We start from the raw sequence: 15263 nt of genomic DNA, 5'->3' as shown, positions 1-15263 counted from the left end.
CGATGCGGTCGCGGAGCGGGAGGCCCTTGCCGACGCCGGGAGGGGGCTTCCCATCGTTCGGGCCGTTGCTCTCCGCTGGGGAGTGAGCGACCGCAACGGGCCCGGAAAGACGGTGTGGGCGGAGGTGGGGCCGTCCGGGCCGCCGGACGAGGTGCGTACACCGCGCCCGGTCGGTGAGCGGCCCCGCCCCGCGGGTGGTCAACGATCATGTGAACGACGCCCGTTCCGGCGAATCGCAGGGCCCCGCCGCATGCCCGCTCCGCCGCCCGGGGCGGGCCGTTCCCGGCGGGCCGGGATCGTCCGAGGCCGCCCGGAGGCGCTGGGGTGCGCCCTACTCTGGCAGTTCTGACGGGGGCCAGCTGAACAGAGAGGGGCAGGGCCATGACGAGTGACGCCACGCCGGATCCGTACGCCGACCCGATCGCGTTCGGACAGCGCATGCAGATGCTGCGTACGAGGAGGGGGATGTCGCGGCCGGTCGTGGCCGGGCTCCTGGGGATGTCGCCGTCGTGGGTGAAGCAGGTGGAGACGGGGCAGATCGGGATGCCGAAGCTGCCCATGGTGCTGCGCATCGCGGAGTTGCTGCGGGTGCGGGCGCTGTCGGATCTGACGGGGGATCTCTCGGACTCCGTCGACCTGTTCATCGGCCCCGGGCACTCCCGGCTCCCGGCGGTCCGGGACGCGGTGAACGTCCTCGTGGCGGACGGGACGCGGCAGGCCCCGCCGGCCGCGCGACTCGCGGCCCGGCTCGCCGAGGCGTGGATGGCCAGGCACCGGGCGCCGAACCACCGGGAGGTGCTGGGTGACTTGCTGCCGGGACTGATCCGGGACGCGCAACTGGCCGTCAGGCAGGCGGAGTCGGCGACGGACCGGCGGGCCGCTCAGGCGGTGCTGTCGGAGGTGTACTCGCTGGCGCAGTTCTTCGTGGCGTACCAGCCGGACAGCGCGCTGCTGTGGCGGGTGGCCGAGCGGGGCATGGTCGCCGCGCAGGAGTCCGAGGACCCGCACGCGATCGGCGTCGCGGCCTGGCTGGCCACGCAGGCGCACCGGGACATGGGCAGCAACCACTTCGACGCCGCCGACGCCCTGACGCGGGACGCGCTCGCCCACCTCGACCGGTTCCTGCTGGAGGCCGACGACCGGACGACCGCGATCACGGGGGCGCTGCAGTTCGAGGCCGGGTACACCGCCGCCCGGCGCGGGGCCCGGGGCGAGGCCTGGGGCTGGTGGGACAAGGCCCGCGCCACCGCGAAGCGGCTGACGCCCGGCTACTACCACCCCATCACCTCCTTCTCCACCGCGATCATGGGGGCCCACGCCGTGACCGTGGCCGTGGAACTGCGCGCCGGAGGCGAGTCGGTACGGCAGGCCGTCGACGCGGACAGCACCGCGATCCCCTCCCGCCCGAGGCTGGCCCGGCACCGGATCGAGGAGGCCCGCGCCTACCACCTGGACGGACAGGCGGAAACCGCGCTCGCCACCCTGGAACGGGCCTACAAGGCCGCCCCGGAGACCATCCGCTACAACGGCTACGCCCGGCGCATCGTCCTGGAGGAGACCGAGTCCCGCGTCCCGGTCCGCCGCCACCGCGCCGCCGCCCTCGCCGACCAACTGGGACTCCTCGCGGCGTAGGGGGTGACCGGCGCACTGCGCCGGCCCCGCCGGGACGTCGCCCCCGATACTCCGCGCGGCCCGAGGACGCCGGAACGGAACCCGTCGAACCCCTGGCCGAGGGGCAGGAATCCTGCCCCTCGGCCGTCCCGCGCGCTCGTACCGTCGGAAGACACCGCCCACGAGAGAGCGTCAGGGGGACGAGCCCGTGATGACCATCAACGAGTACGAGTTGTCTCGCGACGGGGACGCCAGAGCCCCGCGTCCCGGGACACCGGCCACCACCGAAGCCCGCGTCGCCTTCCAGGGCTGCCCCTGCGCCCGCTGCCGCGCCGCCCGCGCCGATGCCGCGTACCGGGCCTGGCTGGCCCACACCACCTCCTGCGCCACCTGCCGCGCCGGCGCCGCGTGCGTCACCGCCGTGGGCCTGGGCCGCGCCTGGAGGAACCGCCGATGATCTGCGCCCGCTGCGACGAGCCCATGACCGACGAGGAGGCCGTCGCGTACACCGTCCCCGGAGCCTCCGGACCCGGCATCACGATCCACGTCCACCGCGTCCTCTGCGACATCCCCGACACGACGCCCCGCCGGTACCCGACACCACCCTGCTGACGGATCGGCACTCGGGCAAGCATGCTTCCGGTCCCGGGGCGACAAAGCCCGCTTCTGCCTGAGGCTGTTGGCCAGGGCATTTCCGCGCGTGCGGGGAGCAGACGAAGCCATCGAAGTAGCTTCTCCAAATCGCGGGACCATCCCCGCACGCGCGGGGAGCAGGCGTCCGCCGGGAACGTGCCCTGGGACCAGGCGGGACCATCCCCGCACGCGCGGGGAGCAGTTCAGCCGCCACTGGACGACCTTGTTGTCGGCGGGACCATCCCCGCACGCGCGGGGAGCAGTCGCTCGATTTACGGAGGGCGTCATCCCGGCCGGGACCATCCCCGCACGCGCGGGGAGCAGGCTGCCCGACCTGTGACGTTATCCGTCCAGGGCAACGAATCTGACCACTTTCACGCAATCGGGCATAAGCGATCAAACCTCCCGTTGTTGACTGGGTCGGTTGAATCGGGAGGGGCAACTTACAAGAACTCGGCCCCTTCTGGGGCTGGTTCTCTCCAACTAGCCCCATATTCAGGTGGCTTTCATCATATGACCGCCCAGCACGGCCTCTTCCCTGTATCCATCTCCCATGACCCCCGCACACCGAGGCGTCCCCGACTCCGGCCTGCGCCTCAGGCTTTCCAGGCCCGCACGTGTCGTGTGGGCCAAGCATGACCGGGACTCCGACGGGTGGCTGCCGTTGTGGCGGCACATGGAGGACAGTGCCGCGGTTGCGGGGCTGTTGTGGGACGGGTGGGTGCCGCGGAATGTCCGGGGTCTGATCGGCGACGCGCTTCCCGAGGGTCAGGAGGACGGGCGGCGGCTTGCCGTGTGGCTGGCCGGGGCGCATGACGTCGGGAAGGCGACTCCGGCTTTCGCCTGCCAGGTCGATGTGCTCGCGGACCGCATGCGGGACGAAGGACTGGATATGCGCTCGGCCAGGGTCATGGGCCCGGACCGCAGGATCGCGCCGCACGGGCTGGCCGGTCAGGCGCTGCTGGGGGAGTGGCTGCGCGAGCGGTGCGGCTGGACGGTGAAGCAGGCGGGGCAGTTCACGGTCGTGGTCGGCGGGCATCACGGCGTACCGCCGGAGCACGGACAGATCGACGCGCTGCGCAGACATGGGAGCCTGCTGCGCAGTCCGGGACCGGGCCAGGACGTCTGGCGGCGGGTGCAGGACGAACTGCTCGACGCCTGCGCGGAGGAGTACGGCGTACGGGACCGGCTGAACGCCTGGCGGGAGGTGAGGCTGCCGCAGACCGCTCAGGTGCTGCTCACCTCACTCGTGATCGTGGCCGACTGGATCGCGAGCAACGCGGACCTCTTCCCGTACTTCCCGCAGGACTCCGCCCGCACCGGCGAGGAGCGCGTCGCCGCCGCCTGGCGCGGGCTGGATCTGCCCGCGCCCTGGTCCCCGCACGATCCGGCCGAGGATGCTCAGCAGCTCATCGGCTCCCGCTTCGGCCTGCCGGAGGGGGCGAAGGCCCGGCCGGTGCAGGAGGCCGCCGTCGAGCTGGCCCGTTCGGCCGGCACGCCGGGGCTGATGGTGATCGAGGCCCCGATGGGTGAGGGGAAGACGGAGGCGGCACTCGCCGTCGCCGAGATCTTCGCGGCCCGCTCGGGCGCCGGCGGTGTCTTCTTCGCGCTCCCTACCATGGCCACCGGCAACGCCATGTTCCCCCGGCTGCTCGACTGGATCGAACGGCTCCCCTCCGCCCCGGGCGCCCGGCACTCCGTGCTGCTCGCCCACTCCAAGGCGGCGTTGAACGAGCAGTTCGCCGACCTCGTGCGCGACAGCGGCCAACGCATCGTCGCCGTCGACCTCGACGCCCCGGAGGCGCCGCGCTGGCATCCCCGGGACACCTCCCACGCCGCATCCGCCGATCTCGTCGCACACGCCTGGCTGCGGGGACGCAAGAAGGCCATGCTGTCCTCCTTCGTCGCGGGGACCATCGACCAACTCCTCTTCGCCGGACTCAAGAGCCGCCACCTGGCAATGCGCCATCTCGCGGTGGCGGGCAAGGTCGTCGTCATCGACGAGGCGCACGCCTACGACACGTACATGAGCGTCTACCTCGACCGCGTCCTGTCCTGGCTCGGTGCGTACGGGGTTCCCGTGGTCGTCCTGTCCGCGACCCTTCCCGCCCGCAGACGGCAAGAGCTCGTCGAGGCGTACGCGGGGGCCGGAGCCCGAGGAGGCGACGGACACGCGGCGTTCGATGCGGTGGGGGAAGCCGCCGGCTATCCGCTGCTGACCGCCGTGAGCCACGGCGGCCGGCCGGTCATGCGCAGCCCCGGTGCCTCAGGGCGTGGTACGGACGTCGTGCTCGAACGGGTCGACGACGACATGGAGGTTCTCGTCGCACGGCTCGCCACCGAGCTGGACGGCGGTGGCTGCGCCCTCGTCGTACGCAACACCGTCACCCGCGTACTGGAGACGGCCAAGGCGCTCAGAAGCAGGTTCGGCGACGAGGGCGTGACGGTCGCGCACTCGTGCTTCATCGATGTCGACCGGGCGGCCAAGGACGCGTATCTCCTCAGACGTTTCGGGCCTCCCCGTGCGGCACGCGGCCATCCTGGGGGTACGGCACAGGCCACTTCACCGGGCAGGGTGCCGGCCCGCCCGCCCGGCCCGCACATCGTCGTGGCCAGCCAGGTGGCCGAGCAGTCGCTCGATGTCGACTTCGACCTGCTCGTCACCGACCTCTGCCCGGTCGACCTTCTGCTCCAGCGCATGGGCCGTCTCCACCGGCACCGGCGCGGCGTCGGTCAGCAGGACCGTCCCGAGCGGCTTCGCCGTGCGCGCTGCCTGGTGACGGGCGCCGACTGGGAGGCCGAGGTGCCCGTTCCCGTACGGGGATCCGTCGCCGTGTACGGGGCGCATGCGCTCCTGCGGTCGGCTGCGGCACTTCTGCCGCACTTCGTACGCGGGGAGGCGCGTCCCGTCCGGCTGCCCGACGACATCAGCCCGCTCGTCCAGGCCGCGTACGCCGATGACCCCGACGAGCCCCGGGGCTGGGCGGAGGCGTTGGCGTACGCGCGTGAACGTCATGAGAAGCACCGCGCCGATCAGGCCGAACGCGCGGCCGCGTTCCGGCTGGGGAAGGTAGGGGCGGCGGGCAGGCCGCTGTTCGGATGGGTTGCGGCCGGAGTGGGCGACGCGGACGACACCCGCGCCGGGCGCGCCCAGGTGCGCGACAGCAGGGAGAGCCTGGAGGTCGTGGTGGTGCGGCGCCGGGCCGACGGCACGCTGACGACGGTTCCGTGGCTCGCGCCCGACCGGCACGGCAACCCGCTCGGAGGGCTCGACCTGCCGCTGGACCAGGTGCCGGCCCGGCGCGCGGCAAGGGCGGCGGCGAGCTGCGGGCTGCGGCTGCCGATCCAGTTCTCGTACGCCGACGTCATGGACCGGGCCATCGCCGAACTGGAGGAACTGTACGTCCCCGCCTGGCAGGTGAAGGAGAGCTCCTGGCTCTCCGGCCAGCTGGTTCTCGCGCTCGACGACGATTGTCAGACCCGCCTGGCAGGCTTTTCCCTGAGCTACAGCGAGAGCGACGGCCTTGAGGTGACCCGTGACCGAGACCGATGAGAACGCCGCCCGTGCGCTGTCGTTCGACCTCACATCGGAGCCCTGGATTCCCGTTCTGTTTCTGGACGGCACGCAAGCAGATCTGTCATTGCGGCAGGTCCTGGACCGGGCCCGCACGGTGAGACGGATCGTCGGGGACCTGCCCACCCAGGAGTTCGCCCTGCTCCGGCTGCTGCTGGCCGTCGCGCACGACGCGGTCGACGGGCCGCGGGACGCCGAGCACTGGGCGGAGCTGTGGGCCGACGACGACCCCTTCGCACCGGCCGGGGCGTATCTCGACGGGCATCGCGACCGCTTCGACCTCTTCCACGACCGCACGCCCTTCTTACAGGTCGCCGGACTCCGGACCGCGAAGGGCGAGGTCGCGTCCCTGAACCGCATCGTGGCCGATGTGCCCAACGGTGAGCCCTTCCTCAGTTCCCGCATGCCGGGTGCGGAACGGCTGAGCTACGCGGAAGCCGCCCGATGGGTCGTGCACGCGCACGCGTACGACACCTCCGGCATCAAGACCGGGGTGGTGGGCGACGACCGGGTCAAGGGGGGCCGGGTCTACCCACTCGGTGTCGGCTGGGCGGGCAGCCTCGGCGGCGTCTTCGCCGAGGGGCCCACGCTGCGTGAGACCCTTCTGCTCAACATGGTGGCGCCGGCCGACACCCCCGGCCTCAGCGACTGGGACACCGGTGACGACCGGCCCGCTTGGCGGCGCGATCCCTGCGGGCCGGGTGCCGGAGCCTTACGGGCCCCCACCGGAGTGCGTGATCTCTACACCTGGCAGACCCGCCGCATCCTGCTGCACGCGGACGGCGACGGCGTCCATGGTGTGGTCCTCGGCTACGGCGACCCGCTCACCTCCCGCAACAAGCACGGCTGCGAGCCGATGACCGCCTGGCGGCGCAGCAAGGCGCAGGAGAAGAAGCACGGTGAATCGGTCGCGTACATGCCCCGCGAGCACGACCCGACGCGCTCGGCCTGGCGGGGGCTCGCTTCCCTGATCGCCAATAGGGGCGCACCCTCGCAGGGTTCCGAGGCAGCGGACTACCTGCCTCCTCGTCTCTTCGAGTGGATCGCCCGGCTGGTGACGGAGGGAGAGCTGGACGAGGGATTCCTGCTCAGGGCGCGGATCATCGGCGCCCAGTACGGCACGCAGCAGTCGGTGGTCGACGAGGTCGTCGACGACCACATGGCCATGGGAGTGGTCCTGCTCCACGCACAGAGGACCGAGTACGCGGAGCAGGCGATCAGCGCCGTCAGCGATGCCGAAGAGGCGGTCACCGCGTTCGGCGACCTCGCGACGAATCTCGCCCGCGCCGCCGGTACCGACAGCGAGGGACCCAGAGCGGCAGCGCGCGACGCGGGCTTCCACCTGCTGGGCACGCACTACCGGACCTGGCTCGCCGCCCTGCACCGCAGCCCGGACCCGTACGGGGCACGAGCGGAGTGGCAGCAGCAGGTGCACGGCATCGTGTCCCGGCTGGGCGACGGCCTCATCGACCGGGCCGGGGACGCCGCCTGGGAAGGCCGGGTCATCACGGTCAAGTCCCGTACGGAATGGCTGAACGCGGGTCTGGCCGGCAACTGGTTCCGCCACCGACTCCGCACGTGCCTGGGTCACCCGGGGGATTCCGGCGCACCGACGGACACGACTCGTGGACCGGCCCCGGCCGGGACATCCGCCGGCACAACAGGCCCTGCCGTCGCCATGGCCTCCTCCACGGCCCCCACATCCGTCCCTGCCACTGCCGCGCCTGCCACCGAGGGGCACGTATGACGACGTCGACCAGCACCACCGCCACCGCTCTGCCGACGCCCCGCGACCGCGTCGAGAAGCTGGCCGGGGACCGCCTCCGCGTGTACCAGGAGGGATATCTCGCCGACCGTCCGGACGCCGTCGCGGCCCTGGCCCGGCTGCGCCGGGGGGCCGGGAAGAAGCCGGAACACGTGCCCGACCTGTGGGCCCTCGTCGACATCTCCCCCCTGCACACTCCACCCGAGGGCGCCCGTGCGCTGAGCGAATCCGAACTCGAACGTGCGGAGAACGCCCTGCATACGTCGCTCACGCTGTGGGCGCTGCACCAGCAGTCCCGCCGCGATGCGCGCATGCACCAGTCGAACAGCCGCGGAATGCCCCGCGGGCTGGGCGCGGCGGTGCGCCGCATGATGAAGCCCGACGAGATCGACGAGCCGCTGCGCAAACGACTGGTGCGGGCCGGTACGGCGCCCGACCTGCCCGTTCTCGCGCAGCGCCTGAGAGACATCGTCCTGTTGCTCCGCCGTGAGCAGTACCCCCTCGACTACGCGCTGCTGGCCGGCCAGCTCTACGTGTGGCAGTGGCCGGACGGCCCCGATCGCGTCCGCAGGGAATGGGGCCGGTCCTTCCACGCCCGGCAGAGCGAGGCCCGGCAGCCGCGTGGCGAAGAACGGCCGGGCGACGACCAGTACACCGACCAGAACGACAAGGACGCCTCGTGAACCGCTTCTATCTCGATGTGCACGCCCTGCAGACCGTTCCGCCGAGCAATCTGAACAGGGACGACACCGGTGCCCCGAAGTCATCGGTGTACGGGGGAGTGCCCCGCGCCCGGGTCTCCAGCCAGGCGTGGAAGAAGGCCACCCGGGACTACTTCGCGGCCGAGAACCTCCTCGACCCGAGCGAGCTGGGCGTGCGGACGAAGAGGGTCGTCGAGGTCCTGGCCGAACGGATCCGTGAGTACGACACCTCGGTGTCCGAGGACGACGCGCTGAAGCTGGCCGCCGAGGTCGTCACCACCACGGGGCTCAAGACCGAGGTGCCCCAGCGCAAGAAGGCGAAGAAGGCGGGGGCCGACGGCGCAGCAGCCGACGAGGAGACGCAGAACCGGCCGCCCGAGGCCAAGTACCTGGTCTTTCTCAGCGCCCGGCAGCTCGACGGACTGGCCCGGTTCGCCCTCGAAGGTGCGGCCGACCTCACGGCCTTCCTGAAGGACAAGGAGAACAAGGCCAGGGTGAAGCAGATCGCGGACAGCCGTCACTCGGTCGACATCGCCCTGTTCGGGCGGATGGTCGCGGACGCCACCGACTTCAATGTGGATGCCGCGGTCCAGGTGGCGCACGCGATCAGCGTCCACCGCGTGGACAACGAGTCCGATTACTACACGGCGGTCGACGACCGCAACGCGGACTCCGAGCCGGGTGCCGGAATGATCGGCACGGTGGACTTCAACTCCGCCACCCTCTACCGGTATGCGGCGCTGGGCGTCCACCAGCTGGCGGCGAACCTGGGGGAGGGGCTGCGCGAGGACGAGTCGGGGGTCACCCCGGTGCGCCGTGCCGCCGAGGCGTTCGTCCGGGGATTCGTCGAATCCCTGCCCACCGGCAAGATCAACACCTTCGGCCACCACACACGGCCCGACGCGGTGGTCGTCAAGCTCCGGACCACCCGCCCCATCAGCTTCGTCGCGGCGTTCGAGGAGCCGGTGCGGGGCGATCTCGGTGGTCACATGTCCGAGGCGTGCTCGCGCCTCGCGGAGTACGTGCCGGACATCGAGCGGGCTTACGGCGACGAGGAGTCCACGCTCACCTGGGTGCTCCGTGTCGGCCCGAGCACCCGGAAGCTGGCGGGCATCGGCGAGGAGACCGCGAGCATCGGCGAACTGGTCGCGGCGGTCGGCCGGGCCGTGGGCGAGCGCCTGGAGAAGCCCGCATGAGCGTGCTGACGATGCGGCTGGCGGGCCCGCTGCAGTCCTGGGGGTCGTCGGCCCGCTTCATCCGCCGCACCACGGAGGCGGCCCCGACGAAGAGCGGGGTGATCGGCCTGCTGGCAGCGGCGGCCGGCATCGAGCGGGGCGACGACACGGCCCTGGCCACCCTCGCCGGGCTGCGGTTCGGCGTTCGCATCGACCAACCCGGCAGCCGGGTCAGGGACTTCCAGACCGCGCACCACCTGGTAACTGGCGACTCCATGCCGCTGACCGAGCGCTTCTATCTGGCCGACGCGGTGTTCGTCGCGGCGGTCGCGGGCGAGGCCGGACTCCTCGCCCGGCTCTACGCGGCCTTGCGGGCCCCGGCCTATCCACTGTTCCTCGGCCGCCGCTCCTGCCCACCCGCCCAGCCCGTGGAGCTGGGGATACGCGACGGCGACTCGCTTCACCTTGCCCTGGCGGACGAGCCGTGGCAGGCGGCCGCCTGGTACCGGCGCAGGCACCGGGGCGAGGCCACGGTGTCCCTGACCGTGCTGCGAGAAGCGGACGAGGACGAGGGCGACGCGGACCACCAACGCGACCAGCCGCTCAGTTTCTCCGCCGAGCAACGTCGGCACGCCCTGCGCACGGTGGTCAGCAGGACGGTGACCGTCCTCAACCCGGACACCGTGCACCGGCGGCCGGAACGGCCCGTGCACGAGCCGTTCGACGCACTGGAGGAGAGCGCCCGATGTTCCTGACCCGTTTCCGCCTGAACACCGCGCGCACGGGCGCACGCCATCTACTGTCCTCACCGCAGGTGCTGCACGCCGCCGTCATGGCCTCGTTCCCCGGGCTCCTGCCCACGCGCGCCCCCGCCGCCGCGGACGGCCCCCGGGTGCTGTGGCGCCTCGACCAGAACGCGAGGGCCGAGGTGCTGCTGTACGTCACCGGTCCGGACCGTCCCGATCTGACGCACCTGGTGGAGCAGGCCGGCTGGCCCGCGCTGGCGGAACCCGACTCCCCGGGCTGGCAGACGCGTCCCTACGCCCCTTTCCTCGATCGTCTGACCCCGGCACAGCGGTGGGCGTTCCGGCTGACGGCCAACCCCGTGCACGACATCCGGCGGAAGCCGGACGAGCCGACCAAGCGCACCGCGCACCTCACCCCCTTCCACCAGGCGAGATGGCTCCTCGACCGTCAGGAGCGCTGTGGCTTCCGTGTCATGGAGAAGCCGCCGGGCGAGCGCCTGCTGCCTGCCGGGACCACGCACCGGGGCCATGAGCACCACGGCGACCGTTTCCAGTTGACGGTCGGTGACCGCAGGGGGCTCTCCTTCGACAAGGGGCGTGACAGAGCGCGCGAAGGGGGGAGGAGTCAGGGCCGCGTCAGCATCGTGACCGTGACGTTCGACGGCCATCTGGAGGTGACCGACCCGGTCGCGCTGCGACGCGCCCTCACGCAGGGGATCGGCAAGGCGAAAGCGTACGGCTGCGGCCTGCTGACCCTGGCACCTCTCGCCGGGACGGACTGAACCGGTGGCGACGGTCTCCCAGCGCACCGCCCTCACGCCGCGCCACCTCACCCGTACCGGCGAACGACTGTCCTTCGTCTACCTGGAACGCTGCGTCGTGCACCGGGACGCCAACGCGATCACCGCCGAGGACGCGGAGGGCACGACCCACATTCCGTCCGCGACGATCGGCACCCTGCTCCTGGGCCCCGGCACCCGCATTACCCACCAGGCGATGAGCGTGCTCGGTGAGACCGGTGCCGCCGTTGCCTGGGTCGGCGAACAGGGCGTGCGTTACTACGCGGGCGGCCGTGCCCTCACCCGCTCGTCTGCCCTCGCGGAGGCGCAGGCCGTTCAATGGGCCAACGCCCGCAGCCGCCTGTCCGTGGCCCGTGAGATGTACCGGCTGCGCTTCCCGGACGAGGACCCGGACGGTCTCACCCGCAAAGGGCTCCTCGGGTGCGAGGGCCGACGGGTGAAGGACTGCTACCGGACCGAGGCCGCCCGTACCGGCATCCGCTGGCGGGGGCGGAGATACATCCCCGGTGACTTCACCTCCGGCGACGCCGTCAACCAGGCGATCACCGCCGCAGCCCAGTGCATGTACGGAGTGGCCCACGCCGTCGTCTCCTCCCTCGGCTGCAGCCCGGCCCTCGGCTTCGTCCACTCCGGCCACGAACTCTCCTTCGTCCTCGACATCGCCGACCTGTACAAGACGGAGATCGGTATCCCCCTGGCCTTCGACGTCGCCGCGGAGAGCGAGGAGGACGTAGCGTCCCGAACCCGCAGAGCCCTGCGCGACCGCATCAACGAGACCTCGTTGCTCGACCGGTGTGTCGACGACATCAAGCAACTGCTGCGCCCCGGCGACCCGGACACGGCCACCCACGTCGACCGGGACGTGGTCACCCTTCAAAGCGACGGCGGAGCCGAAGTGGCTGCGGGCCGGAACTACGGCGAGCGCGATGACCACGAGAACGAGGACATGCTCTGGTGACCGTGATCGTCCTCACCAACTGCCCGGCTGGCCTCCGGGGCTTCCTCACCCGCTGGCTCCTGGAGATCTCCGCCGGAGTCTTCATCGGCAACCCCTCGGCCCGCGTCCGCGACGTCCTCTGGGCCGAAGTCCAGGAGTACGCCGGCCAAGGCCGCGCCCTCCTGGCCCATACCACCGACAACGAACAGGGCTTCACCTTCCGAACTCACGACCACGCCTGGCGTCCCACCGACCACGAGGGCCTGACCCTGATCCACCGCCCGAACGACTCGGCAGCCCACCCCCGCCTCCCTTCCCAAGCCCCGAAGCCGGGCTGGAGTAAGGCTGCCAAAAGACGACGGTTCGGAAAGGGATGAACGACCACGTCTGCTGCAGTATTAGACGTATGGACGGTTTGTCGCCATCCATGAAAGTGGCACGAAACTGCCCCGCGACGGAGCAACGCAGCAGGTCAGCAAGAGTGCTCCCCGCGCGTACGGGGATGGTCCCCCGCCGACAACGACTGGATCCGCGCCGGTCAGGTGCTCCCCGCGCGTACGGGGATGGTCCCGACAGCAGGAACGAGGCCCACACGGTGAACGTGTGCTCCCCGCGCGTACGGGGATGGTCCCTGCTGCGCCGTATGGCGTGGATGACGCGTACGGTGCTCCCCGCGCGTACGGGGATGGTCCCTCGCCCTCGTCGTTGACGACGAAGTACTCACCGTGCTCCCCGCGCGTACGGGGATGGTCCCGGAAGACCAGCGCCGCGAGCGTCGGGCCGTCGGTGCTCCCCGCGCGTACGGGGATGGTCCCGTGGGCGCGACGGTAGTCCTGCCGCGTCTCTCGTGCTCCCCGCGCGTACGGGGATGGTCCCCGGCGATGTGGCGGCGGCTCTACGAGCTGTGGGTGCTCCCCGCGCGTACGGGGATGGTCCCCAGCACCGCGCACACCCGCAAGGAGCAGCCCAGTGCTCCCCGCGCGTACGGGGATGGTCCCTCGCGGTACTTGTCCGGGCTGTCGTGCGCGGTGTGCTCCCCCCGCGTACGGGGATGACCCCCGCCCGGCGCCCGGGGCCTACGTGCTGGGCCGCGTGCCCCCCCCGCGACCGCAAGGGCGATGCCCTCGGCCCCGCTACCCACGAGGCTCCGTCCGGACCGGCACCGGGACCCGGCGCCGGGCACCCACCCCACCAGGGCCCCGGGCGCGCCCGGGTGTCGCCTTTGGTGCTTGCGTGGCTCGTCAAGGGTGTGGGGATGGGTTCTCACCCCCGCAGCGACTTCCCGAACCCCGCCGCCAGCGGCATCCGCAGGCCCAGCGGTGGCGGGGCCGCCAGGGCGTCGGCGACCGGGCGGGCGTAGGTGTGGCCGAAGAGGGCGCCGAGGACGAAGTCGGTGGCGAGGGCGGTGACTTCGGCGTTGTGCTGGCGCAGGGAGTGGCCGTCGGAGTGGACCTCGAAGCGACAGGTGTCGCGGTTGGACTTCTTGGCGCGTTCGGCGAGGCGGAAGGAGAGTTCGGGGTCGGAGCGCTGGTCGTTGGTGCCGTGGACGAGGAGGACCTGGCGGCCGACGAGGTGTTTGACGGGTTCCGGTTCGGCGTCGGGGGCGTCCGGGAACCAGGGGGCCATGGCGAAGACCGCGCCGACGGCGTCGTGGCCGCCCGCGCGGAGGGCGGCGCGGCCGCCCATGCCGTGGCCGGCCAGGCAGACGGGGACGTCGCCGTAGCGGCGGACGACCTCCTCGACGGCCCAGGTGGCATCGGCCGCGAGGTGGGCCTCCGTGGTGTTCCAGCCGCGGCAGCGGTAGTGGACGACGTGGGCGGCCAGGCCGTCCTCCTGGCCCGCGCGGGCCAGGGCGCGGGCCAGCGGGAGCTGGAAGGCGTAGGCGAAGGGGGAGGGGCGGCGGTACGAGTACGGCTCGCCGTCCGGGAGCAGCAGGACCACGCCGCTGACCGCTGTTGATGCTCCGGCCGCCGTGACGGCCCGTCCCAGCCTCGCAGCAGGCAGGGGGAGTGCGCGCTGTGCCATGACGTAACAGTGTCAGAAGGGGAGGTGTACGCCACCCGTATTCGCGGTCTCTGTTACGTATCGGCGAGCCGTGCCCCGCAGCGCTCTACGCGCGTAGGCGCTAGAGTGCGTGGATGATGAGCCCGACCCTCCATGTGCCCGGCCAGGATCAGATCCGGCGTGCCCCCAAGGTCCTTCTCCACGACCACCTCGACGGCGGACTGCGCCCCGGGACGATCGTCGAACTCGCCGCCGCGAGCGGATACGACGGGCTTCCCGAGACCGACCCCGACAAGCTCGGGATCTGGTTCCGCGAGGCCGCCGACTCCGGTTCGCTGGAGCGGTATCTGGAGACGTTCGCCCACACCTGTGCCGTCATGCAGACCCGTGACGCGCTCGTCCGGGTCGCCGCCGAGTGCGCCGAGGACCTGGCCGCCGACGGGGTCGTCTACGCCGAGATCCGGTACGCGCCCGAGCAGCACCTGGAGGCCGGACTCACCCTCGAAGAGGTCGTCGAGGCCGTCAACGAGGGCTTCCGGGAAGGGGAGCGGCGGGCCCGCCGGGACGGGCACCGCATCCGCGTCGGCGCCCTGCTCACCGCGATGCGGCACGCCGCCCGCTCGCTGGAGATCGCCGAACTCGCCAACCGCTACCGCGACCAGGGCGTCGTCGGCTTCGACATCGCGGGCGCCGAGGCCGGCTTCCCTCCCACCCGCCACCTCGACGCCTTCGAATACCTCAAGCGCGAGAACAACCACTTCACCATCCACGCCGGTGAGGCCTTCGGACTGCCCTCCATCTGGCAGGCCATCCAGTGGTGCGGCGCCGACCGCCTCGGCCACGGCGTCCGCATCATCGACGACATCGAGGTCGCGGAGGACGGCGCCGTGAAGCTGGGCCGCCTCGCCTCGTACGTACGGGACAAGCGCATCCCGCTGGAGCTCTGCCCGACCTCCAACCTCCAGACCGGGGCCGCCGCCTCGTACGCCGAGCACCCGATCGGACTGCTGCGGAAGCTGCATTTCCGCGCCACGGTGAATACGGACAACCGGCTCATGAGCGGGACCAGCATGAGCCGTGAATTCGAGAAACTGACCGAGACCTTCGGATACACGCTCGACGACATGCAGTGGTTCACCGTCAATGCGATGAAGTCGGCATTCATTCCTTTCGATGAACGTCTCGCGATGATCAACGACGTCATCAAGCCGGGCTACGCCGAGCTGAAATCCGAATGGCTCTTCGAGCAGACCGCCGCGACCAGCGTGTCCTCCTCCACGGGCGCCTGACGGAGCGGACGGAGAGCGGCTGGGAATT

13 protein-coding genes and 2 CRISPR repeat arrays are annotated in these 15263 nt (G+C 71.5%); of the genes, 12 read left to right on the top strand and 1 reads right to left on the bottom strand.

Features of this window, described 5'->3' with window-relative positions:
- Positions 1–381: 381 nt before the first annotated feature.
- From ACFVDM_RS16860 to cas2e, 11 genes are all read left to right on the top strand, one after another.
- Positions 382–1632, top strand: a complete 1251-nt coding sequence (locus ACFVDM_RS16860) for a helix-turn-helix domain-containing protein (protein ID WP_383639572.1) — start codon at positions 382–384, stop codon at positions 1630–1632.
- Positions 1633–1822: 190 nt separating this feature from the next.
- Positions 1823–2068: a hypothetical protein gene (locus ACFVDM_RS16855; protein ID WP_383639569.1), complete on the top strand. Its 246-nt coding sequence runs from the start codon at positions 1823–1825 to the stop codon at positions 2066–2068.
- The gene (locus tag ACFVDM_RS16850; RefSeq protein WP_383639567.1) at positions 2065–2223 is read left to right on the top strand and encodes a hypothetical protein; all 159 of its coding nucleotides are present in this window, start codon (positions 2065–2067) and stop codon (positions 2221–2223) included. The genes ACFVDM_RS16855 and ACFVDM_RS16850 overlap by 4 nt, the downstream gene beginning before the upstream one ends.
- A gap of 69 nt (positions 2224–2292) precedes the next feature.
- Positions 2293–2568: a CRISPR direct-repeat array (repeat unit 30 nt; unit sequence CGGGACCATCCCCGCACGCGCGGGGAGCAG).
- A 352-nt stretch (positions 2569–2920) separates the two neighbouring features.
- A complete protein-coding gene (gene cas3 / locus ACFVDM_RS16845) occupies positions 2921–5797 on the top strand; it encodes a CRISPR-associated helicase Cas3' (protein ID WP_383640129.1) in 2877 nt (958 codons plus the stop codon).
- Entirely contained in the window at positions 5781–7565 is a 1785-nt protein-coding gene (gene casA, locus ACFVDM_RS16840) for a type I-E CRISPR-associated protein Cse1/CasA (protein WP_383639564.1), read from the top strand. The genes cas3 and casA overlap by 17 nt, the downstream gene beginning before the upstream one ends.
- On the top strand, positions 7562–8266 hold the full coding sequence (casB, locus tag ACFVDM_RS16835; RefSeq protein WP_383639561.1) for a type I-E CRISPR-associated protein Cse2/CasB: 705 nt from the start codon (positions 7562–7564) through the stop codon (positions 8264–8266). The genes casA and casB overlap by 4 nt, the downstream gene beginning before the upstream one ends.
- Positions 8263–9480 carry a type I-E CRISPR-associated protein Cas7/Cse4/CasC gene (gene cas7e / locus ACFVDM_RS16830; RefSeq protein WP_383639558.1) on the top strand — a complete coding sequence of 406 codons (1218 nt, stop codon included), beginning with the start codon at positions 8263–8265 and terminating at the stop codon, positions 9478–9480. The genes casB and cas7e overlap by 4 nt, the downstream gene beginning before the upstream one ends.
- Positions 9477–10214, top strand: a complete 738-nt coding sequence (gene cas5e, locus ACFVDM_RS16825; RefSeq protein WP_383639555.1) for a type I-E CRISPR-associated protein Cas5/CasD — start codon at positions 9477–9479, stop codon at positions 10212–10214. Before cas7e ends, cas5e begins: the two co-directional genes overlap by 4 nt.
- Positions 10205–10987, top strand: coding sequence for a type I-E CRISPR-associated protein Cas6/Cse3/CasE (gene cas6e, locus ACFVDM_RS16820; RefSeq protein ID WP_383639552.1), 783 nt, complete (start codon positions 10205–10207; stop codon positions 10985–10987). The genes cas5e and cas6e overlap by 10 nt, the downstream gene beginning before the upstream one ends.
- Before the next feature lie 4 nt (positions 10988–10991).
- Positions 10992–11963, top strand: a complete 972-nt coding sequence (gene cas1e / locus ACFVDM_RS16815) for a type I-E CRISPR-associated endonuclease Cas1e (RefSeq protein ID WP_383639549.1) — start codon at positions 10992–10994, stop codon at positions 11961–11963.
- Positions 11960–12319, top strand: coding sequence for a type I-E CRISPR-associated endoribonuclease Cas2e (cas2e, locus tag ACFVDM_RS16810; RefSeq protein WP_383639546.1), 360 nt, complete (start codon positions 11960–11962; stop codon positions 12317–12319). Before cas1e ends, cas2e begins: the two co-directional genes overlap by 4 nt.
- A gap of 104 nt (positions 12320–12423) precedes the next feature.
- A CRISPR array of direct repeats spans positions 12424–13001; the repeat unit is 29 nt; unit sequence GTGCTCCCCGCGCGTACGGGGATGGTCCC.
- A gap of 204 nt (positions 13002–13205) precedes the next feature.
- Here the strand turns inward: cas2e and ACFVDM_RS16805 are convergent.
- Positions 13206–13967, bottom strand: coding sequence for an alpha/beta hydrolase (locus ACFVDM_RS16805; RefSeq protein WP_383639543.1), 762 nt, complete (start codon positions 13965–13967; stop codon positions 13206–13208).
- Between the two features lie 113 nt (positions 13968–14080).
- Between ACFVDM_RS16805 and ACFVDM_RS16800 the strand changes: the two genes are divergently transcribed.
- The gene (locus tag ACFVDM_RS16800) at positions 14081–15235 is read left to right on the top strand and encodes an adenosine deaminase (RefSeq protein ID WP_383639540.1); all 1155 of its coding nucleotides are present in this window, start codon (positions 14081–14083) and stop codon (positions 15233–15235) included.
- The last annotated feature ends 28 nt before the right edge of the window (positions 15236–15263 follow it).

Origin of the sequence: Streptomyces sp. NPDC057682, from assembly GCF_042799575.1 — a bacterium.
Classification (GTDB): Bacteria; Actinomycetota; Actinomycetes; order Streptomycetales; family Streptomycetaceae; genus Streptomyces.
The sequence above is the reverse complement of the archived record's forward strand: the minus strand, read 5'-3'. Positions and strand labels throughout refer to the sequence as shown.

Bases quoted from the DNA above. Each gene is read 5' to 3' on its own strand.
- ACFVDM_RS16860 (WP_383639572.1), top strand. From the start codon at position 382: ATGACGAGTGACGCCACGCCGGATCCGTACGCCGACCCGATCGCGTTC.
- ACFVDM_RS16855 (WP_383639569.1), top strand. From the start codon at position 1,823: ATGACCATCAACGAGTACGAGTTGTCTCGCGACGGGGACGCCAGAGCC.
- ACFVDM_RS16850 (WP_383639567.1), top strand. From the start codon at position 2,065: ATGATCTGCGCCCGCTGCGACGAGCCCATGACCGACGAGGAGGCCGTC.
- cas3 (WP_383640129.1), top strand. From the start codon at position 2,921: ATGGAGGACAGTGCCGCGGTTGCGGGGCTGTTGTGGGACGGGTGGGTG.
- casB (WP_383639561.1), top strand. From the start codon at position 7,562: ATGACGACGTCGACCAGCACCACCGCCACCGCTCTGCCGACGCCCCGC.
- cas5e (WP_383639555.1), top strand. From the start codon at position 9,477: ATGAGCGTGCTGACGATGCGGCTGGCGGGCCCGCTGCAGTCCTGGGGG.
- cas6e (WP_383639552.1), top strand. From the start codon at position 10,205: ATGTTCCTGACCCGTTTCCGCCTGAACACCGCGCGCACGGGCGCACGC.
- ACFVDM_RS16805 (WP_383639543.1), bottom strand. From the start codon at position 13,967: ATGGCACAGCGCGCACTCCCCCTGCCTGCTGCGAGGCTGGGACGGGCC.
- ACFVDM_RS16800 (WP_383639540.1), top strand. From the start codon at position 14,081: ATGATGAGCCCGACCCTCCATGTGCCCGGCCAGGATCAGATCCGGCGT.